26 protein-coding genes and 1 tRNA gene are annotated in these 21,772 nt (G+C 71.6%); 12 read left to right on the top strand and 15 right to left on the bottom strand.

Annotated elements, in window-relative coordinates; translation table 11 throughout:
- Nucleotides 1-13 precede the first annotated feature (13 nt).
- A complete protein-coding gene (locus N8I87_RS12395) occupies nt 14-1,402 on the bottom strand; it encodes a coiled-coil domain-containing protein (protein WP_263208295.1) in 1,389 nt (462 codons plus the stop codon).
- 280 nt (nt 1,403-1,682) lie between these two features.
- On the opposite strand from N8I87_RS12395, the gene N8I87_RS12390 reads away from it, so the two are divergent.
- Nucleotides 1,683-1,754, top strand: a tRNA-Val gene (locus tag N8I87_RS12390).
- Nucleotides 1,755-1,830: 76 nt separating this feature from the next.
- Here the strand turns inward: N8I87_RS12390 and N8I87_RS12385 are convergent.
- A complete protein-coding gene (locus N8I87_RS12385) occupies nt 1,831-2,175 on the bottom strand; it encodes a DUF8825 domain-containing protein (RefSeq protein ID WP_263208293.1) in 345 nt (114 codons plus the stop codon).
- 67 nt (nt 2,176-2,242) lie between these two features.
- Nucleotides 2,243-2,695: a MarR family winged helix-turn-helix transcriptional regulator gene (locus tag N8I87_RS12380; protein WP_263208291.1), complete on the bottom strand. Its 453-nt coding sequence runs from the start codon at nt 2,693-2,695 to the stop codon at nt 2,243-2,245.
- 51 nt (nt 2,696-2,746) lie between these two features.
- On the opposite strand from N8I87_RS12380, the gene N8I87_RS12375 reads away from it, so the two are divergent.
- Nucleotides 2,747-3,127, top strand: coding sequence for a hypothetical protein (locus tag N8I87_RS12375; RefSeq protein ID WP_263208290.1), 381 nt, complete (start codon nt 2,747-2,749; stop codon nt 3,125-3,127).
- Nucleotides 3,128-3,146: 19 nt separating this feature from the next.
- Here N8I87_RS12375 and N8I87_RS12370 read toward each other — a convergent pair whose 3' ends face one another.
- On the bottom strand, nt 3,147-4,049 hold the full coding sequence (locus N8I87_RS12370) for a ketopantoate reductase family protein (protein WP_263208288.1): 903 nt from the start codon (nt 4,047-4,049) through the stop codon (nt 3,147-3,149).
- Between the two features lie 97 nt (nt 4,050-4,146).
- On the opposite strand from N8I87_RS12370, the gene N8I87_RS12365 reads away from it, so the two are divergent.
- Nucleotides 4,147-4,377 carry a DUF2277 domain-containing protein gene (locus N8I87_RS12365; protein ID WP_263208286.1) on the top strand — a complete coding sequence of 77 codons (231 nt, stop codon included), beginning with the start codon at nt 4,147-4,149 and terminating at the stop codon, nt 4,375-4,377.
- 103 nt (nt 4,378-4,480) lie between these two features.
- Here the strand turns inward: N8I87_RS12365 and N8I87_RS12360 are convergent, their stop codons facing one another.
- The 4 genes from N8I87_RS12360 to N8I87_RS12345 form a co-directional block, all read right to left on the bottom strand.
- Nucleotides 4,481-5,092 carry a DedA family protein gene (locus N8I87_RS12360; protein WP_263208284.1) on the bottom strand — a complete coding sequence of 204 codons (612 nt, stop codon included), beginning with the start codon at nt 5,090-5,092 and terminating at the stop codon, nt 4,481-4,483.
- A 140-nt stretch (nt 5,093-5,232) separates the two neighbouring features.
- On the bottom strand, nt 5,233-5,688 hold the full coding sequence (locus N8I87_RS12355) for a DoxX family protein (protein WP_263208282.1): 456 nt from the start codon (nt 5,686-5,688) through the stop codon (nt 5,233-5,235).
- A 146-nt stretch (nt 5,689-5,834) separates the two neighbouring features.
- Nucleotides 5,835-7,463 (bottom strand): alkaline phosphatase D family protein, encoded by a 1,629-nt coding sequence (locus tag N8I87_RS12350; RefSeq protein ID WP_263208281.1) that lies wholly within the window; start codon nt 7,461-7,463, stop codon nt 5,835-5,837.
- A gap of 113 nt (nt 7,464-7,576) precedes the next feature.
- Nucleotides 7,577-8,221, bottom strand: coding sequence for an HNH endonuclease family protein (locus N8I87_RS12345; RefSeq protein ID WP_263208279.1), 645 nt, complete (start codon nt 8,219-8,221; stop codon nt 7,577-7,579).
- A 390-nt stretch (nt 8,222-8,611) separates the two neighbouring features.
- Between N8I87_RS12345 and N8I87_RS12340 the strand changes: the two genes are divergently transcribed.
- Nucleotides 8,612-9,193: a TMEM165/GDT1 family protein gene (locus N8I87_RS12340; protein WP_263208278.1), complete on the top strand. Its 582-nt coding sequence runs from the start codon at nt 8,612-8,614 to the stop codon at nt 9,191-9,193.
- Between the two features lie 146 nt (nt 9,194-9,339).
- The gene (locus tag N8I87_RS12335; RefSeq protein ID WP_263208277.1) at nt 9,340-10,026 is read left to right on the top strand and encodes an HAD family hydrolase; all 687 of its coding nucleotides are present in this window, start codon (nt 9,340-9,342) and stop codon (nt 10,024-10,026) included.
- Nucleotides 10,027-10,346: 320 nt separating this feature from the next.
- Here N8I87_RS12335 and N8I87_RS12330 read toward each other — a convergent pair whose 3' ends face one another.
- Together N8I87_RS12330 and N8I87_RS43995 are read right to left on the bottom strand one after the other, a co-directional pair.
- On the bottom strand, nt 10,347-10,547 hold the full coding sequence (locus N8I87_RS12330) for a hypothetical protein (RefSeq protein WP_263208275.1): 201 nt from the start codon (nt 10,545-10,547) through the stop codon (nt 10,347-10,349).
- Nucleotides 10,548-10,593: 46 nt separating this feature from the next.
- Nucleotides 10,594-10,812 carry a peptidoglycan-binding domain-containing protein gene (locus tag N8I87_RS43995; RefSeq protein ID WP_317633458.1) on the bottom strand — a complete coding sequence of 73 codons (219 nt, stop codon included), beginning with the start codon at nt 10,810-10,812 and terminating at the stop codon, nt 10,594-10,596.
- A 37-nt stretch (nt 10,813-10,849) separates the two neighbouring features.
- Between N8I87_RS43995 and N8I87_RS43990 the strand changes: the two genes are divergently transcribed.
- Nucleotides 10,850-11,212: a hypothetical protein gene (locus N8I87_RS43990; RefSeq protein ID WP_317633457.1), complete on the top strand. Its 363-nt coding sequence runs from the start codon at nt 10,850-10,852 to the stop codon at nt 11,210-11,212.
- 522 nt (nt 11,213-11,734) lie between these two features.
- The gene (locus N8I87_RS12320; RefSeq protein WP_263208271.1) at nt 11,735-13,777 is read left to right on the top strand and encodes an MFS transporter; all 2,043 of its coding nucleotides are present in this window, start codon (nt 11,735-11,737) and stop codon (nt 13,775-13,777) included.
- Here the strand turns inward: N8I87_RS12320 and N8I87_RS12315 are convergent.
- Nucleotides 13,770-14,270 (bottom strand): GNAT family N-acetyltransferase, encoded by a 501-nt coding sequence (locus tag N8I87_RS12315; RefSeq protein ID WP_263208270.1) that lies wholly within the window; start codon nt 14,268-14,270, stop codon nt 13,770-13,772. The two genes, N8I87_RS12320 and N8I87_RS12315, sit on opposite strands and share 8 nt — an antisense overlap.
- A 15-nt stretch (nt 14,271-14,285) precedes the next feature.
- Here N8I87_RS12315 and N8I87_RS12310 point away from each other — a divergent pair, with 15 nt between their 5' ends.
- Both N8I87_RS12310 and N8I87_RS12305 read left to right on the top strand, forming a co-directional pair.
- Nucleotides 14,286-15,101, top strand: coding sequence for a helix-turn-helix transcriptional regulator (locus N8I87_RS12310; protein WP_263208268.1), 816 nt, complete (start codon nt 14,286-14,288; stop codon nt 15,099-15,101).
- Between the two features lie 85 nt (nt 15,102-15,186).
- Nucleotides 15,187-15,570, top strand: a complete 384-nt coding sequence (locus N8I87_RS12305; protein ID WP_263208267.1) for an ester cyclase — start codon at nt 15,187-15,189, stop codon at nt 15,568-15,570.
- A 1-nt stretch (nt 15,571) separates the two neighbouring features.
- Here the strand turns inward: N8I87_RS12305 and N8I87_RS12300 are convergent, their stop codons facing one another.
- A complete protein-coding gene (locus tag N8I87_RS12300; RefSeq protein ID WP_263208265.1) occupies nt 15,572-16,009 on the bottom strand; it encodes a DnaJ family domain-containing protein in 438 nt (145 codons plus the stop codon).
- 101 nt (nt 16,010-16,110) lie between these two features.
- Here N8I87_RS12300 and N8I87_RS12295 point away from each other — a divergent pair, with 101 nt between their 5' ends.
- Nucleotides 16,111-16,503: an FHA domain-containing protein gene (locus N8I87_RS12295; protein WP_263208263.1), complete on the top strand. Its 393-nt coding sequence runs from the start codon at nt 16,111-16,113 to the stop codon at nt 16,501-16,503.
- Nucleotides 16,504-16,536: 33 nt separating this feature from the next.
- On the opposite strand, the gene N8I87_RS12290 is transcribed toward N8I87_RS12295, so the two are convergent.
- Complete coding sequence (locus N8I87_RS12290; RefSeq protein WP_263208261.1) at nt 16,537-17,211, bottom strand: O-methyltransferase; 675 nt, start codon at nt 17,209-17,211, stop codon at nt 16,537-16,539.
- A gap of 107 nt (nt 17,212-17,318) precedes the next feature.
- Nucleotides 17,319-18,455, bottom strand: coding sequence for a DUF2330 domain-containing protein (locus N8I87_RS12285; protein ID WP_263208259.1), 1,137 nt, complete (start codon nt 18,453-18,455; stop codon nt 17,319-17,321).
- Nucleotides 18,456-18,673: 218 nt separating this feature from the next.
- On the opposite strand from N8I87_RS12285, the gene N8I87_RS12280 reads away from it, so the two are divergent.
- On the top strand, nt 18,674-19,054 hold the full coding sequence (locus tag N8I87_RS12280) for a peptidase inhibitor family I36 protein (RefSeq protein ID WP_263208257.1): 381 nt from the start codon (nt 18,674-18,676) through the stop codon (nt 19,052-19,054).
- Between the two features lie 270 nt (nt 19,055-19,324).
- Nucleotides 19,325-20,020 carry a hypothetical protein gene (locus N8I87_RS12275; protein WP_263208255.1) on the top strand — a complete coding sequence of 232 codons (696 nt, stop codon included), beginning with the start codon at nt 19,325-19,327 and terminating at the stop codon, nt 20,018-20,020.
- 25 nt (nt 20,021-20,045) lie between these two features.
- Here the strand turns inward: N8I87_RS12275 and N8I87_RS12270 are convergent, their stop codons facing one another.
- A complete protein-coding gene (locus N8I87_RS12270) occupies nt 20,046-21,707 on the bottom strand; it encodes an nSTAND1 domain-containing NTPase (RefSeq protein WP_317633456.1) in 1,662 nt (553 codons plus the stop codon).
- Nucleotides 21,708-21,772: the final 65 nt, after the last annotated feature.

Raw genomic sequence — 21,772 nt, 5'->3', positions numbered from 1 at the left:
CGGCGGCAACGGCTCAGTGCGCGGGGCCCCCGCGATCCTCGCGGATCCGGGCCACCACCCGTGCCACCGTCTGCCGCACGGCCTCCGTCTCGGTCAGGAAGTGCCAGTAGTCGGGGTGACGGCCCTCCAGACCGGCGATCGCCCGCTCCAGCCGGCCCACGGCGTCGTCGAGCGGCCGAGCGTCCCGCGGGTCGGGGGTCGTACGGCCCGTCATGGCCAGCCGCTGGGCGTCCCGGATCGCGAACCGGGTCCGGTCGATCTCCTGCTGCGGGTCCTTCTGCACGGCGTTCAGCCGGTTCAGCCGGTCACCGGCGGCCGACACGGCCTCGTCGGTGGTGTTCAGCAGCGCCCGCACCGTCGACAGCAGCGAGGTGGCGTCCGGCCAGCGCTGCGCGTCCCGGGCGGCCTGCGCCTCCTTCAGCTTCAGCTCGGCCTGTCGCACATTGTCCGTGGCCTGCTGCGGCACGCCCTGGAGGTCCTGCCAGCAGGCCGCCGCGAACCGGCGCCGCAGCTCGCTCAGCACCGGGTCGAGCTGGCCGGCCCGGTTGGTCAGGGCCTGCGCCCGGGTGCGCAGCGACACCAGCCGGTGGTCGATCTCGGCCGCCTTCTCCGGCAGCCGCTCGGCCTCCACCCGGACCGCCTCGGCCTCCCGCTGGACCCGTTCGGCCCGCTCCAGCGTCTGCTGCACGCCGTGCTGCCCCGCGCCCTGGTTCAGCTTGGTCAGCTCCGGGGAGAGGGCCGCCAGCCGGGCCGCGAGGTCGTCCGCCGTCAGCCCCGAGCCGCGTACGGCGTCCAGGGCGTTGGACGCGGCCAGCAGCGCCTGGCGGGCACGCTCCACGGCGGGCGCGAGCCGGGCCAGCTGGGTCTCGGCCTTGCCGAGCAGGGACCCGAGACCGCTGCCGAAGCGGTCCAGCTCCTGCTTGACCCGCACCAGCTCGTCCTTGGCCGCGGTCAGCTCGGAGCGGGCGCGGGCGGCCGTGGAGGCTTCCAGGTCGTCCCGGTCGAGGTCGTGCGCGTCGATCGCCTGGATGTAACGGTTGCTGACCTCGTCGATACGGCGGCCGAGCGCCTCGAAGTCGGAGACGGCGCGCCGGGCCGCGGGGGAGTCGTCGACGGCCGAGATGGTCTCGATCGAGATCCGCAGATCGCGCTGGGCGGTGTCCAGCTCGTAGAAGGCGGCCGCGGCGGCGTCCTTGGCGGCCTGCGCCTCGGCCCGCTGACTCTCGGACCGGCCGCCGAACCAGCGCCGGGTGCCGCCGCCGGCGAACGCGGCGGGCAGCGCGAGTGCGGCGAGCACGGGCAGGCCCATCAGGGTGAGCGCGTCCCGCAGGGCCGTGGGGCCGCGCCGGGGCCGTGCGGACGGCGAATACGGCTGCTCGGGTGTCGCCGGTGTCGCCGTCACATCCCTCTCCCGTGCTGTGGTCCGCCCTGGGTGGTGTCATTCTCCCACCCGTTGAAGACGAACACACGAGCCGGTCAGTTCGCGGTTCGCACCGTGACTTTCCCGTCGGCGCCGCCGGCCTCACCCGGTCGGGTACGGCGTCGAGTTCGAGGCAGACGGGGCCGTCGTGAGTCCTCGCCCGGACCCCGGGCGAAGAGACCCCCGACACCTCCCGCTCCGACTGCCCCGATACGGGTTTGCGGGACAGTGCCCCGGGCAATGTAGGCTGTCGACTCGTCCTGGGTGCGTAGCTCAGGGGTAGAGCGCCTGCCTTACAAGCAGGATGTCGGCGGTTCGAAACCGTCCGCGCCCACACAGGAAGAAGACCCCGGCCGCTGACGGCCGGGGTCTTCTGGTTCCCCAGTCCTCGTGGTCTTCTCGCCGTCGCGTCAGTCGCCCGCGTCCTCGCGGCCCTCGTGCGCGTGTTTCAGCGTCATCCGGGCCGCCACCCGGTCCGCCTCCGCGACTTCCGCCCAGAAGCGGTGACCGCTCACGAACACCGCGAGTTCGTGCTCCCGCTGCCTCAGCTTCTCCACCTCGGCCTGCTCGTCGGCCGTCCAGCCGGGGGAGGCGGGGCGCTCCACCTTCCGCCAGCCGCTGTCGTCGCTGAATCCGTCCAGCGGCTCGACCGACCAGGGGAGGCGCTTCAGGAGGGCCGCCAGCTCGGCCCGGACCTGATGCAGCTCCTCCTGACCGGCGAGGAGGTCACTCGGAAAATCATGGATCGCAGCCACACGGCAATGCTACGCCTGTTCGATTTTGGGAGGCGAGTTCGTTCCGGAGGTTCATGCGAACGAGTGCTCAGTCCGTGGGCAGGCCCGCGCGGGCCGCCAGCGAGCCCAGCGTCACATGGAGAAGCCGGCACTGGTCGGCGGTGAGGTGGGCGGCGATCTCGGCGTCCAGGGCGCGGGCCTCGGCGGCGCAGTCGGCCAGCAGTTCGCGGCCCCGGTCGGTGAGAGTGAGGACCTGGCGGCGGCGGTCTCCGGGGTCGCGCACGCGCTCGACCGCGCCCAGCCGTTCCAGATGGTCGGCGAGCGAGACCACCAGGCTGGGGGCCACGCCGAGGCGGCCCGCCAGGTCCTGCTGGGAGGCGAACGAGCCCTGGGTGAGGGCCGTGAGGAGCCCCACGTGCTTGGGCTTGAGGTCGTACCGCTCGATCCGCTGGGCGAACCGGTCGCCGATCACCGCTCCCAGGGTGCCGAGCCGGAACGTGAGCGTGTGCGGCAGTCCGCCGGGGCCCTTGACTTCCTTCATGTCGGGGATGGTACCTTCGCGAAACCATTCTCAGTCAGAATGATTTACGGGGTGATGAAATTGACCGCGCACACCGCACACCTGCTGACAGGCCTCCTCAACGCACTCCTGGCGCTCGTCTCGGGAGTCTTTGCGTGCGTCGGACTGGCCCGGCCGTCCCTGGCCCTCGCCACGGGCGAGTCCCTCGACTCGGGAGTCGTCCTCTTCGCCCGCGCCTATGCCGTCCGCGCGATCCCGCTGAGCGCGGCGGTCCTGACGCTCGTCGCCCTCGGCTCCTGGGGGACCCTGGTCCCGGTGCTGATCGTCTCCGGTGCCGCCCAGCTGGGCGACGCGGCGATCGGAGCGACCCGCCGCAACCCGGGAATGCTGGTCACGGCGGGCGCGCTCGGGGTGGTGCACCTGGTGTCGGCGTGGTGGCTGTCGACAGGGTGACACCGCCTGCCTACGTGCCTCAGTGGCCGGAGTCCCGCAACTCCCGTACCAGACGTGCCGCCACCGGAACGGCTACGCCGTGGCGCTCGGCCGCGCGCAGCAACGCGCCGCCGATGGCGTCGAGTTCGAGGGGGCGTCCCGCCTCCGCGTCGCGCTGCATCGACGACTTCGTGCCGGGCGGGAAGGCGTCGTAGCGGGCGAGCGCCCCGGCCGGGTCCGCGGGGGCGCCGCAGGCGGTGGCGACGGCGGCGGTCTCCGCTACGAGGGCCGTCAACTCCTCGCGGTGGCGCGTACGTACGTCTCCGAGGGGGAGGCCGTAGCGGGTGGTCAGCAGGGCGAACGGGGCGAGGAACGACATCTTCGCCCACAGGGCCGACGTCTCGTCCTCGCAGACCCTGGTCGCCGGTCCGGCGGCGCCGAGGGCCGTCGCGAGCGCGTCCAGGAGCGGGCGGGGCACCGGGTCACCGGCCAGGTCGATCTCGGTGAAGGGGCTGCCGTGCTCGATCAGTCCGGGCGCGAGGCGGGTGGACTCGACCCGGATCACGGCAGGGGCCACACGGTCGGGGCGGTGGCGGGCGCGCAGCAGCGCCGGGTGCTCCGCGCCGTTCAGGAACGGTACGAGAAGGGCGTCGCCGAGGACGCCGGGTGGGACTCGGGTGAGGGCCGCGTCGAGTGCCGTGTGCTTGACCGCGACCAGGCAGGCGTCGACGGTTTCGCGGAGCTCGGTGTCGGCCTCCACGGGCGCGGTGAAGTCACCGAACTGGCCGCTGCGGACGCGGATTCCACCGGTGCGCAGGGCGTCGGCGGTCTGCTCTCCCGCCAGGCAGATCACCCGGTGCCCGTCGCGCGCCAGCAGCCCCGCGAGGAGGCCGCCGATGCCGCCCGGCCCCAGGACGGCCACGGTGAGTCGTTCGTTCTCCATGATGTGGTTGTTCCTCTCGTCGGGTCGGCCCCGGGAACGGTGGCCGCCTTCACGGGAGATCTTTCCAGGGCGCGCGGGAGTGCGTGAGACTGGGGGCATGTGCCGCAGCATCAAGACGCTTCGCCCGCCTGCGCTGCCCGAGGAGGCCACGGAGGAGGAGATCCGCGCCGCCGCCCTGCAGTACGTGCGAAAGGTGTCCGGCTTCCGGGCACCTGCCGCACACAACCGGGAGGCGTTCGACAGAGCCGTCGATGCCGTCGCGGAGGCCACCGCCGAGCTCCTGGAAAACCTGGAGATCCGCGGCCGGACGGCTCGCACGAGCGCGTAGGCCGGCCTGGCGGACCGAGCGGACCACGAAAGGCGACGGCGCCTCGTGCGCGGCCGACCGGAGTTCGGGGGCGGGCCCAGTGGCGCGCCCCGCCCCGCCCCCGTCAGGAAGCCTCCGGGGCCTCCGGGCGGCGGCGCATCAGGTAGGCCGCTGCCGCGCCCGCGGCGAACAGGGCCGCGAAGGACACCGCCGTGGCCAGCCAGGTGGCGCCCAGCCACTGGCCGCCGAAGTAGCCGAGGGCGACGCTGTAGACGGCCCAGGAGAGGCCGGCCAGGGCGGACCAGGGTACGAAGTCGCGGGCCCGGCGGTGTGCCGCGCCGGCACACAGCGAGACGATCGAGCGGCCGGCCGGGGCGAATCGCGCGAGTATCACCAGCGGACCGCCGCCCTTGGAGAGGGCCGCGCCGAGACGTTCCTGCGCGCTGGTCAGACGCCGGGAACGGGCGATCGCACGGTCCAGTCGCTCACCGCCGCGCCAGGCCAGCCGGTACACCACCAGGTCACCCAGCACCGAGGCGGTGGCCGCGGAGAGGATCAGGGTCAGGATGTCCGGCACATGACCCGTGGCTCCCGAACCCGCGGCCGCCGCCGTGGCCGCCGTGATCACCAGTACCCCGCTCGGCAGCACCGGCAGGAAGACGTCCAGCAGAACCGATGCGGCGACCGCGGCATAGATCCATGGGCCGGCGATCAGCGACACCACTTCCTCGAACACGACTACTCCCCGTTACTCCCCCGATAACAGCCATACAGCGTACGCCTGGGGTGTGACAGAAGGGTCACGGGGGGCTTATGTGTTCGCACAGTTTGTCAACCCGAGCCGGTCCGGGCGACGGAATATCCGAAGTGGTCGGGTCAGGCCGTGACCGGGGACTTCTCCGGTGCCTGCTTCTGCCCGTCCGCCGTGCGCCGGGCGAACAGCCGGTCCAGGCCGAACGCGCCGGAGCCGGTGAAGACCAGCAGGAGGAACGTCCAGGAGAACAGGGCGGCGAGCTCGCCGCCGTTCTGTATCGGCCACAGCGCCGCCTGCTGGTGCACGTCGAAGTACGCGTACGCCATCGAGCCGGAGGCGATCAGCGCGGCACCCCGGGTGCCGAGGCCGAGCAGCACGAGGCCGCCGCAGACCAGCTGAATCGCGGCCGCGTACCAGCCGGGCCAGGTGCCGGCCTCGATGGTGCCGCCGTCGGTGCCCGCCGCACCGCCTAGGACGCCGAAGAGCGAGGCGGCGCCGTGCACGGCGAAGAGCAGGCCGACGACGATGCGGAACAGGCCGATGACGTAGGGCTGGGCGCTGTCGAGGCGTCTGGACATGTGGGGGGAACTCCCTCGGTAGTCGGTGGGGGACGGTCGGTACCGAATGAGGGGACCCAGGTTAGGTGAACCTAATCAATGCTTGCAAGTTCAACATTGAGCCATCGTTCCGCTTCCGCTTGCGGCTCCCGCACCGCAGATGACCCTCATGAAGAAGCGAGGGAGGACTCCTCCACGGTCTTCAGCGACCCGTCCCGCCGCGCCCGCTCCAGCCTCAGCCGCGCCGAACGCCCTTGCAGCGTCAGGGACATGAGCTGGTTGCCGAACCAAGGGCCGCCCGTCCTGCGCCAGTCGACAGCCGGCGCGGGACAGCCGCCGTGCCGGGCGAGCCGGCGTCCCAGGAGCCGGGCGGCGGCGCTCCAGCCGAAGCGGAAGCCGAGCCGCAGCGACAGGGGCACGGCGTTGTGCACGGGGGAGCAGGTGAGCTGCAGGACGCGGGCGCCGGGGCCGCCGGTCGGCCAGGAGGGCTCGGCGACATAGGCGTGGTGGACGTCTCCGGACAGCACGCACACCGTCGCCGGTGCCCCGGGTCCGGATCCGGCCTCGGCGAACAGTTCGGTCAGGGCGGTGAATGAGGCGGGGAACGCGGCCCAGTGCTCCAGATCGGCCCGGCGCCGCAGGTCCTCGCCGAAGCGCACCCAGCGTGCGCCGCGGTCGCCCCGGCACAGGGCCGCGTTCCAGGTCTCGGCGTCGTGCACCAGATGCGGCAGCAGCCAGGGCAGGGAGGTGCCGACGAGGAGATGGTCGTACGAGCCCGGGTCCCCGAGCGCCTGCTCGCGCAGCCACGCCGCCTCGCCGGGGTCGAGCATCGCGCGGCTGTCCTCGTCGAGCACCCGGGCCGCCCGGGTGTCCACCATGAGCAGCCGTACCCGGCCGAAGTCGCGCCGGTAGCTCCAGCGGACGGAGGCCGGGTCGGCGTCGGCCGCGGCGGCGAAGGCGCGCAGCACGTCCGTGCCGTCCGGGGCCTCGCGCACCGCAGCGTACAGCGGGTCGGCGGCCAGCTCACCGGGCGGCAGATTGCCCAGGTGCTGGTACACCCAGTACGACATCAGACCGCTCAGCAGCCGCTCCTGCCACCACGCGGTCGCGCGCATGTCGGCGAGCCAGGAGGCGGAGGTGTTCCAGTCGTCGATGACGTCGTGGTCGTCGAAGATCATGCAGCTGGGCACGGTGGACAGCAGCCAGCGCACCTCGGGGTCGAGCCAGGACTCGTAGTAGAGGCGGGTGTACTCCTCGTAGTCCGCGACCTCGTCGCCGGGCGGGTCGCCCGGGTCGCGCCGGGCGGCGAGCCAGCGCCGGGTCGCCGGGGAGACCTCGTCGGCGTACACCTGGTCGCCCAGCAGCAGGAGTACGTCGGGCCGCTCGCCGCCGGGGTCGGCGGCCGTCCGGGCCGCCAGCGCGTCCAGGGCGTCCGGACCGGCCGGATCCTTGCCGTCCGCCGGGGGCGCGGCCCAGCGGCAGGAGCCGAAGACCACGCGGACCGGATCGCCCTCGGCGGGCGTGCGGATGACGGAGGGCGGGAAACGGGAGTCGGGCAGCGGCCATACCCGGGTGCCCTCGAGCAGCACCTCGTACGACGGTGACGTGCCCGGGGTGAGTCCGGTCACCGGGACCAGGGCGTAGTGGTGCCCGGCCACCTGGAAGGTGTGGGCCGTGCCGCCGGCACCGTCGGCGCAGCGCACCTCGGCGCGGCACGGACGGCTCGCCTCGACCCAGACGGTCGCGGACGAGCCGTCGGCGTATCGCAACAGTGGTCCCAGCAGCAGTCCGGCCACGGGTGCCCTCCTCCGTCGGACTCGTACGGTATTGAACGACAGGGGAGGGCGAACAGACTCCGGCGATCAGCAGTTGGCCGATCTGCGGTGGGCCGATGTGCGGTGGGGGCCGATCAGCAGCCGGCGAGGTACTTCGTCAGCGCAGTCTTCTCGGCCGAGTCGACCGAGAGGCCGTAGTAGTACTTCACCTGGACCCAGGCGCGCACGTAGGTGCAGCGGTACGCCGTGCGCGACGGCATCCAGGTGGCCGGGTCCTGGTCGCCCTTGGCCTGGTTCACGTTGTCGGTGACGGCGATGAGCTGCGGGCGGGTCAGGTCGTTGGCGAAGGCCTGGCGCCGGGAGGTCGTCCACTGGCCGGCGCCGGAGTCCCAGGCCTCGGCGAGCGGGACGAGGTGGTCGATGTCCAGGTCGGAGGCGGCGGTCCAGGTGGCGCCGTCGTACGGGGAGTACCAGCTGCCGCTGGTGGCCGCGCAGGAGGAGTCGGTGACGACGTTCGAGCCGTCCCGCTTGAGGACGGTCTCACGGGTGTTGCAGGATCCGCTGATGGTGATCCAGAGCGGGAACAGGGAGCGGCTGTAGCCGGTGCGGTTCTCGGTGGCCACGGTGAGCTGGGCGAGGTAGCTGCGGGCGGTGGCGGCGCTGACCGGCGTGGGGAGGGCGGCGGAGGCGCTCGGGGAGTTGAACAGTACGGCGGAGGCTATGAGACCGGTGAGCGTCGCGAGTATGCTAAGGCGTCGACGCGCGTAGAACTTCGGCATGCGAACTCCCTTGTGGGGTGGGGGTGTTGGGGCACAGGTGAGTGAATGCTCCCGGCTCCGCGTTGCCGGTTGGTGTGCGTTCGGTGAGAAGTTAGTGACGTGTTCATGACACGACAAGGTTTATCGTCGAACTTTCGGTCGCGCAGGAGTCGCGTACGATGGGTGGCGCAGAAGGGGAGTAGCTCCTCGCCGGACCGTCGACATACTGCTCAGCCAGCCTGAGCCGGCGCCCGGAGCCGGACCTCGGTCACGAGGCCGGCCAGCGAGACCTTCGGCAAGCAGTGCACGCCCGTGCCCTACGGCACGGGTGCCGTGTGTGCTGCCATGCCGAGGTGTCTCCGTGTGACGCACAGAACTCTCGGTGGGGCGGCCCCGACCGATTGAGGGACTTTGATCAGCATCACCGTGACGGCGCTCGTCTTCGGCGTCATCTTCCTCGCCGAACTGCCGGACAAGACCGCGCTGACCGGCCTCGTCCTCGGCACCCGCTACCGGGCCTCGTACGTCTTCGTGGGTATCGCCGCCGCCTTCCTGCTGCACGTCGCGCTCGCCGTCGCGGCCGGCAGTGTGCTGACGCTGCTGCCCCAGCAGATCGTGCACGTGCTGACCGGTGTCCTCTTCCTCGGCGGAGGCGCGATGCTGCTGCTGAAGAAGGACGACGGCGAGGAGGAGATCAAGAAGCCCGCCGACCAGTCCTTCTGGAAGGTCGCCGGTACGGGCTTCATGCTCATCCTGGTCGCCGAGTTCGGTGACCTCACGCAGATCATGACCGCGAACCTCGCCGCCCGCTACGACGACCCGCTCTCCGTCGGCCTCGGTGCGGTGCTCGCCCTGTGGGCGGTCGCCGGACTCGGCATCGTCGGTGGAAAGGCCCTGATGAAGCGGGTGCCGCTGCGGCTCATCACGAAGATCGCGGCGCTCCTGATGCTGACGCTCGGCGTGTGGAGCCTGTGGGAGGCCGTGGCGGGCTGAGCTGAACGTCAGGTGAATGCCCGCCGGGGGTGGTGGCGGGACCCGCCCCGGTTTTGTATCGTAGAGAAACAAAGTGGTTCCCGCCCGTTTTCCCTGACCGGCGGGCGGGGCCGCCTTGTCCTTCCCCCCGTGCCTTGGAGCTGCCGATGACGGCCACCGCCACGCCCACGACCACGCCCGCTGTCCTCACCGCCCGTGCCCTCCTGCTCGACATGGACGGCACCCTCGTCAACTCGGACGCCGTCGTGGAGCGGATCTGGCGGCGCTGGGCCGAGCGGCACGGGCTGGACGGGCACGAGGTGATGAAGGTCGTGCACGGGCGCCAGGGCCACGCGTCCATGGCGGTCCTGCTGCCGGACCGGCCCGTCGAGCAGAACCTCGCCGACAACACGCGCATGCTCGCGGAGGAGACCTCGGACGTGGAGGGCGTCGTCGCGATCCCCGGCGCGCCGGAGTTCCTGGCCTCCCTGCGCGGGCTCCCGCACGCCCTGGTGACCTCCGCCGACGTGGCCCTGTCGACGGCCCGCATGGCCGCTGCGGGGCTCCGCCTCCCGGACGTCCGCGTCACCGCCGAGTCGGTCGGCGCGAGCAAGCCCGACCCCGAGGGCTTCCTGAAGGGAGCCGCGGAACTGGGCGTCGACCCCGCCGACTGCATCGTGTTCGAGGACTCCTTCGCGGGCATCACGGCCGGCCGGGCCGCCGGGATGCGGGTCGTGGGGGTCGGAACACGAGCCCGGTTCCACGGGCCGGACGTGGTCGTGGAGGACTTGACGCGGGTCAGGGTCGAGGCAGCGGGCGACGGGACGATCCGGCTGCACATCGGCAGGGCCTAGGACGGGCCCCGGTCCTCGGTGCCTGGTGTCTGTCGGCACCGCGTCACGGCTCTGGTGTCTCCTTCTCCAGCAGCGTGCGCGTGGCCGCTCCGGACGCGCAGGGTTCGTCGGAGTCGATGATGAACGGTGCGGTCCGGCGGCCGGACCTGCCCCGCGTCCGGCGGCCCCGACCGGCCCGCTCCCGCACCCGAGCGGGGTCACTGGGGTGCCCCCTGCTCGAGCGAAGACGAGAGCTTGGGGGAGTGTGTGCCCGGGCCCGCGGCACTGGGATGATCCAAGCGACATCCCCTGGTCGTGCGACCGCCGGGGGCACACATGGCTCAACGCCGACGCCGCCTCGGAAACAGGGCGCTGAGCGTCCCGCAGACCATCGCTCCGAGCAGCAGCCATCCCCACGGCGCCCCGCCCGGCCGATGCGAGACCACCGCGTAGGCGAAGAAGCCGAGGCCGCCGCCCGCCAGGAAGAACGAAAAGCCGCGCAGCCCGAACCACCACCTGGGGCGATCTGTCTCTGAGGTCACCCCGGGCATTATCCACGTGCGCCACCTCGCACAAGTCAGCACGGCGCTACGGCTCCGGCGTCTCCTTCTCCAGCAGCGCCCGCGTGGCCGCCCCGTACACCCCAGGCTCGTCGGAGTCGATGGCGCGGGCCAGCTGGTAGCGGCGTACGGCGTCCTCGACCTGGACGCTGTAGGTGCCGTCGGCGTCGCCGATGTAGAGGTTCAGGCGGCCCAGCCGGAGCTGGAGTTCGGTGACCTCCGGTCCACGGTCGCCGCGTCGCAGCACCGGTGCCGACGTGGGCTGCGCGGAGCGCTGCGGGCCGGTGAACGTCGCCGTCTGGCTCGGTGTCGCCGAGCGGGACGGCGTCGCGGACGGAGTCGCCTTCGAGGGCGTGGGCGAGGGGCTCGGGCTCGCGGACACCGTCGCCGACGGCGAGGGTGACGCCGAGGTCGGGCGCGCGGACGCCGCCGCCGTGGTCGCCCGCTGCGACGCCGCTCCGTTCGTCACCTCGGGCACGCTCTCCCGCACCTCCTGGGGCGCGGCCCCGTCCCGCGACGGCGTCTCGTACGAGAACAGCCCGCTCGCGAAACCCGCCGCCGCGACGACCGTGACCACCGCTCCGGCGGCGGAGAGCACCAGGGCGCGGCGGGACCGGCGCGGCCGCCGCTCCTCCTCCGGCCCGTAGGCCGGCTCACCCGGCTCACCCCCGCCGGGCTCAAAAAGACGCAGGTCAGTAGTGCTCGGCCCGGTGACCGGGCGCAGCGGCGCGGTGACCTCGGGGGCGGGGATCGGCTGGGTGACCCCCTCGCCCTCGGTGGAAGCCGCAGACGAGGATCCCGCCGGCGCGAGCCCCTCTGTCGCGGAGCCCTCTGTCGCGGAGCCCTCTGTCGCCGATCCCCCCAACTCGACATACGGCCGTATCCGCAACGGATCGAAATCCTCCGCCGCGGCCGCCTCCGCCGTACGCGTGTCGCGCAGGGCGTCGGACGCCCGCCGTGCGCAGTCGCACGACGGAGTGTTGCCCGGCCCCTTCGGCGCCCCGCACTCCGGGCACTGGAGGCCCTTGGCTTCAGTCACGTAGTCGTCCCCTCCCCTCACGAAGTCCCGAGAATATGCAGAGGCCCCTCACATCGTGATGCGACTCAACGGGCCATAACGGGTGACACCGATCACGATGGAAGGAGTCGCGAAAGCCCCGGGAGGTCTCATGACGCTGGACTCGCACGTCACGGCGCAGGAACCGAAGGACACGGGACACGTCCCCGGCAATGTCCTCGTCCCGATGGGCGCCCTGCTCCTCGGTCTGCTGCTCGCCGCGCTCGACCAGACCATCGTGTCGACGGCGCTGCCGACCATCGTCAGCGACCTCGGGGGCCTGGAGCACCTGTCGTGGGTGGTCACCGCGTATCTGCTGGCCTCGACCGCCGCGACCCCGCTGTGGGGCAAGCTCGGCGACCAGTACGGGCGCAAGAAGCTGTTCCAGATCGCGATCGTGATCTTCCTGATCGGCTCGGCGCTGTGCGGCATGGCCCAGAACATGGGCGAGCTGATCGGCTTCCGGGCGCTGCAGGGGCTGGGCGGCGGCGGGCTGATCGTGCTGTCGATGGCGATCGTCGGCGACCTCGTGCCGCCCCGTGAACGCGGCCGCTACCAGGGGCTGTTCGGCGCGGTCTTCGGGACGACCAGTGTGCTCGGCCCGCTGCTCGGCGGGCTGTTCACCGAACACATCGGCTGGCGCTGGGTCTTCTACATCAACCTTCCCATCGGCGTCGTCGCGCTCGTCGTGATCGCCACCGCGCTGCGCATCCCGCGCAAGTCCGCCCAGCACGTCATCGACTACCTCGGCACCTTCCTGATCGCCGCGGTCGCCACCTGCCTGGTGCTGGTCGCCTCGCTCGGCGGCACCACCTGGGCCTGGGGATCGGCGCAGATCATCGGTCTCTCGGTCCTCGGTGTCGTCATCGCCGTACTGTTCGTGGCCGTCGAGCGCGGGGCCGCCGAACCCGTGCTCCCGCTCAAGCTGTTCCGCATCCGCACCTTCACCCTCGCCGCGGTGATCAGCTTCATCGTGGGCTTCGCCATGTTCGGCGCGATGACCTATCTGCCGACCTTCCTCCAGGTCGTGCACGGCATCTCGCCGACCATGTCCGGTGTGCACATGCTGCCCATGGTGGTGGGCATGCTGCTGTCCTCGACCGGCTCCGGGCAGATAGTCAGCCGCACCGGGCGCTGGAAGGTGTTCCCCATCGCGGGCACCGGCGTCACCGCACTCGGTCTGCTCCTGCTCCACCAACTGGACCAGAACAGCTCCACCGCCGAGATGAGCACGTACTTCTTCGTGTTCGGGTTCGGACTGGGCCTGGTGATGCAGGTTCTCGTCCTCATCGTGCAGAACGCCGTGTCGTACGAGGATCTCGGCGTCGCCACCTCGGGAGCGACCTTCTTCCGGTCGATCGGGGCCTCGTTCGGGGTCGCCATCTTCGGCACGATCTTCGCGAGCCGCCTCGGCGAGCAACTGGCCGCCGCCTTCCGGGGCGTGAGCCTCCCGGCGGGTCTGTCGGCGAGCACGCTGCAGGCCGACCCGCGCGGCATAGCCGCCCTGCCGCCCGCGCTGCGCCCGGCGGCCCTGCACGCCTTCTCGGTCTCCATCACCGACGTCTTCCTGTACGCCGCTCCGGTCGCCCTCCTCGGCTTCGTACTGGCGTGGTTCCTGAAGGAGGACAGGCTGCGCGGATCGGTCACCGCGCCCGATGTGACGGAGACCCTCGCCACCAACCCGGTCCAGCGGTCCTCGTACGACGAGGTGTGCCGCGCGCTGTCGGTGCTCGGCACCCGCGAGGGGCAGCGGGAGATCTACCGGAAGATCGCCGCGCGGGCGGGCTACGACCTGCTGCCTGCGGCGAGCTGGCTGCTGCTGCGGATGCGGAAGTACGGCTCGGTGGAGCCGGGTGTGCTCGCCGGGCGCTGCGTCGTCCCGCTGAGCGTGATCCTCGATGCCGAGCGCCAGGTCGAGGAGCGCCGGCTCGCCGTCCGCGAAGGCCTCGACCTCAGCCTCACCGACCAGGGACGCGAGGTGGCCGACCGGCTGGCACGGGCCCGTGAGGAGTCGCTGGCCGAACTGCTCGGCGACTGGTGGGGACCCGACCGGCCCACCGATCTGGACCGCCTGGTCAAGGAGTTGACCGACCAGATGTGCGGCTCGCAGCGGGAGCAGCCGCAGGGCGGGGCGGCGGCGGCCGGGGTCAGCTGAGGTCCTTGCGGAACCAGTGCTCGGCGTACCGGTTGGTGTTGTACGGCTCGGTCTCCGTGTAGCCGAGCCGGGCGTACAGGGTGCGGGCCTCCACCAGGTCGCCCCGGGTGTCCAGGACGATCCGGGTGGCGCCGAGGCCGCGGGCGGCGTCCTCGGCGGCCGCCACGAGCAGCGCCGCGCCGCCCTTGCCGCGCAGCTCCTCGTGCACGAAGACCCGGGTGAGTTCGGCGGTGGCCGGGTCCAGGAGCCGTACGCCCGCGCAACCGGCCGGTGCGCCGTCGTACCGCCCGACCAGCAACTGACCGTCCGGCGGGGTCAGTTCGGCGCCGGTGACGGCGGCGATCTCCCGCTCCAGCTCACCGGGGTCGGTCCGGCGCCCCTCGTGCAGCAGGTACCAGCGGTCGCTGACCTCCGTGTAGTACGCCCGCCAGAGCGCGGCTGTGACGGGGGAGCCGAAGGGTTCGGGTGCGATGGTCCAGGTCACGAACGACATTGTCAGGGGGGCGGGTTGATCCCGCGCAACCGGATATCCGTGACCTCGGGCGAGTCCGGCACCTGGATCCTGCGCCACTCGATGCGCTCGTCGCCCAGCAGACTTGTCACCGTGAACCGCACCGACCGTCTCTACGCCCTCGTCGAAGAACTTCGCGCCGCCGCTCCCCGCCCGCGCAGCGCCCGCGCGCTCGCCCGGCGCTTCGAGGTCAGCGTCCGCACGATCGAGCGGGACCTGGCCGCGCTCCAGCAGTCCGGGGTGCCGATCCACGCGGAGCCGGGCCGCACCGGCGGATACGTCCTCGACAGGGAGCGCACACTGCCGCCGCTGACCATCACCCCGGCCGAGGCGACGGCCCTGGCGGTGGGGCTGCACGCGCTGGCCGGCACCCCGTTCGCGGCCGACGCGCGCAGCGCCCTGCACAAGGTGCTCGCGGTGATGCCGGAGCGGGAGCGCGGCGCGGCGGCCGAGATGGCGGGGCGCGTCCAGTTGCTCGTCCCGGCGGCGCGGCCGGAACGCACCGCCGGGCCGATGGTCCCCGGCCCGCTGCGGGAGGCGCTGTCGGCGGGGCGGGTGCTGCGCCTGGAGTACGCGGACGCGGAGGGCGCCGTCACCGGGCGGGACGTGGAGCCGCTCGGCTTCCTCGGCGGGGAGGAGCACTGGTATCTGGCGGCCTGGTGCCGGCTGCGCGGGGCACCCCGGGGCTTCCGGCTGGACCGCATCCGGGCCGTCGAGGCACTCGACGAGCGGGCCCCGGACCGGCCGGCCGACCTGGCCTCGCTCGACACGCTCGGTTCGGACGTCGTACCCCTCAGTGAGATCGGAATGTGACGCCAATCACCGACAGGGCGGTGTCGCGGAGGAGCCGGAGGCTGGTGGGCGAAGGACGACATACATACGACGAAAGGCATCGGCCATGACCTCTTCGGACACCGGAATCGCTCTCTTCGAGCGCTGGACCGCCCTGTGGAACGGCGACTTCAGTGACCCGGAGACCTTCCTCGCCCCCGACTTCCGCATCCGCTTCGGCAATGACCCCGACAACGCGGAGACCGACAAGATCCAGGGTCCCCAGGGCATCGTCGACTACGTCTCCGCCTTCCGCACCGCCAAGCCCGGCCTGCGCTACACCGTCGACGGCACCCCCATGGTCGACACCCACCTGGGCCGGGTCGCCTCCAGCTGGTACGTCACACTTGCCGACGGCGACCAGAAGAGCGGCATCGACCTGTTCGAGGTGGCCGACGGCCGTATCGCCACCGTGTGGTCGGTGACGGGACTGCGCCGCTTCACGGACTGAGCTACGCCCCCTCCGTGCCGGCCGCCCGGTTCTCCCGCCGGTCCCGCCGCTGGTGCCACTCCCGTACGACCTCCTCGACGTCGTACGGCTTCTTGCCCAGCGGGGGACCGGGCGGCGGCTTGAACATCATGTCGCGGATCTTGACATTGACATCGGTGATGATCTTCCGCGCGATCCGCTCCGAGGGCGCCGCGTACGCCGCCGCGAGCGCGTCCTCGGCCTCCTTGCGCAGGGCCAGGGACGGGGGCAGCACCGCCAGACCCTCCCGGACCATCTTGCGCTTGACCCACCACAGTTCGTCGTACGTCGTGTCCGTGCCGGGCGGCAACGGCTGACCCGCGCCCGGGAGTCGGTCGAACTCACCGCGCCCCTGCGCATCGTGGATCTGTTTGTCGACCCAGGACTCGAACGGCACGCCCGGTGGCTTTCGCTCGGTCATGAGTCCATTGTGCCGGACGCGGTGGGGCCGGGCGAATTATCATGCGGCCGCTGTAGAGGCACACTTGGAATCAGGTCAAGCGCACTTCAGGGGGAACGCACGTGCTCGAACTCACCATGGCCACCGTCTCCGCGGCGGACGCGGGCGCCACGGCCGGCATGCTCATGGCCGACGCGCCCAGCGAACCGGGCGCCGTGCTGCGGGTCGGCCGGGACGGGTCCGTGTGCCGTCTGGCCACACCCGACGACTGGCTGTTCGTCTCGCGGGTCCACCTGGAGTTCCTGTGCGGCCCTGACGGGGGCTGGCAGGTGACGTGGCTGCGCGGTTCGCAGCCCGACCCGTCGTCCGTGGTGCGGCTGGTGGTCGGGGAGTACGCCCAGCTCGTCGCCTACGGCGGGATCGTGCCGCTGCCCCGGGGCGGCTCCGGCGAGATCATCATCCAGGACCGCACCGGACCGCGCAGCGTCAACGTGGGCTTCTACCACGAGGTGTAGAGCGGGGGTTCAGGGAGCCCGGCGGGCCCGCCCCTAGGCCAGCACCCGGGCCAGGGCGAAGCCGTCGTGGCCCTTGCTGCCCACCGTCTGGATCGCCGTGCCGGTGAGCCGGGGGTGGGCGGCGATCAGCTCGATGGCGGCGCGGTTGCCGCGGACGTCCGGGTCGTCGTAGCTCGCCGCGTCGACCACCCGGCCGCCGCGCACCACGTTGTCGATGATGATCAGGCTGCCCGCGCGGGTGAGCTTCAGCGCCCACTCCACGTAGTTCGCGTTGTTGACCTTGTCGGCGTCGATGAAGACCAGGTCGAAGGGGGCCGGGTTCTCGTCGGCCAGCTGGGGCAGCGAGTCCAGGGCCGGGCCCACCCGCACCTCGACGATCTTCTCCAGACCGGCGCGGGCGATGTTGCGGACCGCGACCTCGGCGTGCCTGGGGCTGTACTCCAGGGAGATCAGCCGGCCGTCGGCAGGGAGGGCGCGGCCGAGCCAGATCGTGCTGTAGCCGCCCAGCGTGCCGATCTCCAGGATGTTGTGGGCGTCCTGGATCTGGGCAAGCAGCTGGAGAAACTTGCCCTGGTTCGCCGTGACATTGACATGCGGGAGTCCGGCGGCCTCACTGTCGCGCAGCGCCGCCTGGAGCGCCTCGTCGTCCGGCGCGAGGTGGCTGGAGAAGTAGAAGTCGACGTCGTCCCAGAGCTGCGACCCGCTCATGCACCTACTGCCTTTCGTGTCTAGTTAGATTTTCTAACTAGCTGGGCTAACGAAGGTAGTCGCGCACCGGTTCCGTGTCAGCGAATCTCCGGAGCACCCGTTCCTTGTCAGCCGATCGGCGCAGGGGGGTGCACCGGCGGCGGGGGTACGACGGGCCGCCGCGCATGCCGGACGGCGATCAGCGCGGCGACGGCGACGACCAGGGCCAGGGAGCCCCCGATCGTCAGCAGCCACGCCGGCATCCCGGCCACCTCCAGCAACCGGTCCTGGTAGATCACCTGCTGGTACGGCGTGTCCGAGGCGGTCCGGCGCAGCACGTGGTCGGCAAAGATGAGGGAGGGCTGCGGGAACTCCTGGGCCACGGCGGTCAGATACGGGGTGCCGGAGGCGAGGCGGGCCAGCGGGCCCTCGGGCGCGCTGAGGCGACCGGCGAAGAGGACCCGGGGCGGTGCGCCGCCGATCGAGCTGCGCGGCTCCATGCGGTGCGCGGCCAGGACGTACAGGCCGAGCGACTGCGGGGTACGGGCGAGCCGGGACAGACGCATCGGGTAGACGGGCTCGTCGGTGGCGAAGGTCAGGTGGATCGGGTCGAGGGCACCGCTCAGGGAAGCGCCGGCGGTCTCCGGGGCCAGCCGGACCGCCACGTACTCCCAGTGCCGGTCGACGTACGGCTGGAGGGCGTCGCTCAGCCGGGGCGGGAAGGTGAAGCCGTTGGTGCGCAGCCAGTTGTCCAGGGCACCGGGATCGGTGGCGGTGAGCCGGGCGACGTCGAAGGGCCCGAGCCGCTGCCGGTCGACGACACCCACCCGGGGCGGAGCGGCGCCCGCGGCAGGTGGCGCTTCGGCGTTGTCGTCATCCGCGCCGTCGAGCGGCCAGTCGCCGGCCTGGGGCCAGAAGTGGTGCCGGGTGCGGTGCACGGGCGCGGTGGCGGCGTCCAACTGGTCGAACAGCGCCGGGTCGCCGAGGTCCACGGACGCGCGGTGCGGGACCGGCATGATCCACGCGGCCCGGTCCGTGTCGCCCTGCACGGTCAGCCGCATCTCGATCTGCTCCTGCCGCCCGTCCCAGCGCAGCACGGACGTCTCACGGGACACACTGATCTGCCGCTGCGCCTGCGGCACCATAGCCCCGCAGCCGCACGCGTACGCGGGCGCCACGAGCCAGCTCAACTGCACGCCGAGCACGGCCAGCACCACCGTGAGCACCCGCACACGTGCTCGTGCCCACCGCCGGAGTCCCACCATGAACCGACGCCCCCGTCTCTTGCCGACTGCCGACCAACAGGGCTTCAGACGGCGCGGGGGGAGGGTCCGGTTCCAGTCCAGCACCTGACCGCCGTCCCAGACGGCACATTCGAACATTTTCCCATCACCTGTACCGCAAACCGCTGCTCGCGTGGACTGGTTCCGGCGGATGGAGATCCGCCTCGGACCGTGACCACTCGAACGGGAGGACAGCAGATATGCGCAAGCTGGGTGTGGCGCTCGGTGCTCTGGCCCTGTGTGCCACCGGTGCAATCATGACGGCGCCGACGGCATCGGCCGCCGAGTCGGGGGCGCAGGCTTCCAACTTCGTGCTGTACCAGCACGACGACTACAAGGGCATGAAGGCCACCTTCACCGGCACCGACCGGGAGCTGAACAACAAGTACTGGGACGGCACCCACCAGGTCATGCAGAACGGCGCCAGCTCGATGCGGAACGACACCGGCTCCTACGTCGGCATGTGGGACAACGGCAGCTCGTGTACCGGCAAGTCCTACACGGCGAAGCCGCACAGCGTCGACTCCGACTTCAGCAACAACGGGTTCGACAACAAGGCGAGCTGCGTCGTCTTCCTGTAAGACCCACGGGGGCGCCGGCCCGGCCGGCGCCCCCGCTCTTCTCTGAAGCGGGCGATTTCTGGAACGGACGGATTCTGGAGTGGACGCATGACCAGGTTTCAGATGGTGGGGGCCGCAGCCCTGCTGCTTCTGGTCACCGGCTGTGGGGGCGGGACGTCCAAGGAGGCGGCCCCGACGACCACGGCCGCGAGGACCGTACTCGCCGCGGCCCCCGAACCGACCGAGGAGGTCAGGAATCTCGTTCTCCCCCTCGATCACTATCAGCTGTCGGTGAATGAGATCTACCTGATCGAGAGCGCACAGGACATCCTGACCCGCACCTGCATGAAGAAGCGCGGATACGACTGGGAAGTCATCGACCACCGCAAGCTCTATCCCGACCTGCGAAATCGCCGACGCTACGGCGTCATCGAGATGCCGGTCGCGAAAGAAATGGGCTACAAGAGCAACGCCCGGCTGATGGGTTCCACCGATATCACCGCGCGGAAGACCGACCGCGAGAAACGCCTGGGCGCGGCCGAGAGACAAGCCGCGCTGAATCCCGCCGACGGCTGCTACGCGCAGGCGGGCGCCCAACTGGCGAGCGGAAACCGGGTGGACGAGGACCTGGTGAACAAGCTGAATTCCGCCAGCCTCGATCAGGCGTTGAAAAGCCCCGCCGGCGCACGCGCGACGCGTTCCTGGGCGCGTTGTATGCGGCAGGAGGGACACCCGTACCAGGACTTCTACCGCGCTGCCGAGGATCCGCGGTGGGCGCGGTCCCACGCCCCCTCACCCGGGGAGAAGCAGACCGCGCAGGCCGACGTGACCTGCAAGCAACGCGTCGGGCTCGTGAAGTCGCTCAGCGAAGAGGAACGCGCCGTCCAGGAACGGGACATCCGTGACCACAAGGGCTACTTCGCACATCTGAGGTCGGCCAAGGACCGCCAACTCGACGCCGCCCGCGCCGTGCTCGGACGTCGCTGACCGTGCGGGCGATCACCCGGTGACGTCACGGGTGGTCGCGATTGAGGAACCACACGGTCCACAGTACGACCGCGCACAGCAACGCCAGCCGGAACGCGAGCCACCAGCGGCTCCGTACGAATCGGCGCATCCGGACCAGGGCGGGCTGGACGAAGCGCCCGGTGCGGACGCTCGTGGTGAGGAACTCCCGCTCCAGCGGTGTCAGATCGGGCGCGGGACCGTCCGCCCCCATGAACGCGTCCCGAGCGGCCAGCAGCCGGGCGCCCCGGTACAGGGCGCCCGGATCGCGCTCCAGTTGCGCCCACTCCTTGGCCGACTCCGTCAACCGTCGCTGCAGACGCAGCCGTTCGCGGTCGGTCTCCGCCCATGTGCGCAGCCGTGGCCACGCGGTGATGAGCGCTTCGTGCGCGAGGTCCACTCCCGTGCCGTCGACTGTCACCAGCCGTGCCCGTACCAGGGCTTCGAGGACCTCTGCCGCCGCCTCGGAGCGGACCAGTTCGGCCCGGTCGGCCGGACGCCGGGTGTCCGGCGCCTCTTCCCCCGGAGTGATCAGCCGCAGCAGCAGCGAGCGGGCGAGTTCAGTCCGATCCGCCGTGAATCCCGTGAACACCTCCTCGGCCGTGTGCGCCACCGCGCCCTGGACCCCGCCGATCGCCTCGTACGCCGCCAGCGTCAGGGTGCGGCCCCGGCGGCGCCGCCACAGCTCCAGCAAGGCGTGGGACATGAGTGGCAGGGCGCCGGGCTCCTGCGCCACGTCGGAGACGATCCGGGCGGTCAGGTCCCGTTCCACCACCAGCCGCCCGGCCCTGGCCGGCTTCACGATCGCTTCCCGGACCTGCTCCGGGGACATGGGCCCGACCAGCAGGCTCGCCGCGTTGAGCGCCTGGACGAGGCCGGGATGCTCGGTGCACCGGCCGTAGAAGTCGGCCCGGACCGCGATGACCACGCGCAGCCGGGACCCGGCGGCCTCCGTACGGGAGGCGGCCTCCGTACGGCAGCGGAGCAGACCGTCGATGAACTCCCCGCGCTCCACCGGATCCTGGCAGAGCGTGAACACCTCCTCGAACTGGTCGACCACCAGCACGGTGTCCGCGTCGCCCGCCACCGGCTCCAGGAGCGCGCCATGGTCGTGCCACGGGGCCTGACCGGGTGTGCAGATCCGGATGGCGGCCGGCCGCCCGTCCCGCTCGCCGGGGTTCCGCAGTGCCCGGACGAGCCCGGCCCGCAGCAGCGAGGACTTGCCGCTGCCCGAGGCCCCGACGACCGCGACGAAACGGTGCTTACGGACCAGCCCGACGAGGTCCTCGACGAGCTGGTCACGGCCGAAGAACAGGTCACCGTCCTCCGGATCGAACCGGGCGAGTCCGCGATAGGGCGCCGGGTCGTCCGGATCGTCCTCGTCCTGTGCCGCGGGGCGGGCGGAGAGCTCCTCGGCGAGGGCGCGCCAGCGCGGTTCCCACTCCTCCCGCCGACCGCCGCAGGCCTCGACGTACGCCAGGGTCACCGGCAATGACGGCAGCCGGTCGCCCGTCGCGGCGTTGGACAGGGTGGGGGCGGAGTAGCCGGCGCGGCGGGCCATGTCCCGGTACGTGGGACTCCCGGAAGCCCGCCGTAACTCCCGCAGTTCGTGGGCGAACCGCTGCACCGGGCCCGCGCCTGGATCCAGCGGCTTCTCGGAACGACCCACGGCGATTCCCCCTGTGCTCCCCGTCCGTGCTCCCCGCCTGTGCTCCCCGTCCGTGCGATCAGCGG

It is taken from the genome of Streptomyces sp. HUAS 15-9, from assembly GCF_025642155.1.
Classification (GTDB): Bacteria; Actinomycetota; Actinomycetes; order Streptomycetales; family Streptomycetaceae; genus Streptomyces.
This window is presented reverse-complemented; position numbering and strand designations above follow the sequence as displayed.

Excerpts from the sequence above, each read along its gene's own strand:
- N8I87_RS12380 (WP_263208291.1), bottom strand. The coding sequence starts at position 2,695 with ATGAAGGAAGTCAAGGGCCCCGGCGGACTGCCGCACACGCTCACGTTC.
- N8I87_RS12370 (WP_263208288.1), bottom strand. The coding sequence starts at position 4,049 with ATGGAGAACGAACGACTCACCGTGGCCGTCCTGGGGCCGGGCGGCATC.
- N8I87_RS12365 (WP_263208286.1), top strand. The coding sequence starts at position 4,147 with ATGTGCCGCAGCATCAAGACGCTTCGCCCGCCTGCGCTGCCCGAGGAG.
- N8I87_RS12355 (WP_263208282.1), bottom strand. The coding sequence starts at position 5,688 with ATGTCCAGACGCCTCGACAGCGCCCAGCCCTACGTCATCGGCCTGTTC.
- N8I87_RS12345 (WP_263208279.1), bottom strand. The coding sequence starts at position 8,221 with ATGCCGAAGTTCTACGCGCGTCGACGCCTTAGCATACTCGCGACGCTC.
- N8I87_RS12335 (WP_263208277.1), top strand. The coding sequence starts at position 9,340 with ATGACGGCCACCGCCACGCCCACGACCACGCCCGCTGTCCTCACCGCC.
- N8I87_RS12320 (WP_263208271.1), top strand. The coding sequence starts at position 11,735 with ATGACGCTGGACTCGCACGTCACGGCGCAGGAACCGAAGGACACGGGA.
- N8I87_RS12315 (WP_263208270.1), bottom strand. The coding sequence starts at position 14,270 with ATGTCGTTCGTGACCTGGACCATCGCACCCGAACCCTTCGGCTCCCCC.
- N8I87_RS12305 (WP_263208267.1), top strand. The coding sequence starts at position 15,187 with ATGACCTCTTCGGACACCGGAATCGCTCTCTTCGAGCGCTGGACCGCC.
- N8I87_RS12300 (WP_263208265.1), bottom strand. The coding sequence starts at position 16,009 with ATGACCGAGCGAAAGCCACCGGGCGTGCCGTTCGAGTCCTGGGTCGAC.
- N8I87_RS12290 (WP_263208261.1), bottom strand. The coding sequence starts at position 17,211 with ATGAGCGGGTCGCAGCTCTGGGACGACGTCGACTTCTACTTCTCCAGC.
- N8I87_RS12285 (WP_263208259.1), bottom strand. The coding sequence starts at position 18,455 with ATGGTGGGACTCCGGCGGTGGGCACGAGCACGTGTGCGGGTGCTCACG.
- N8I87_RS12280 (WP_263208257.1), top strand. The coding sequence starts at position 18,674 with ATGCGCAAGCTGGGTGTGGCGCTCGGTGCTCTGGCCCTGTGTGCCACC.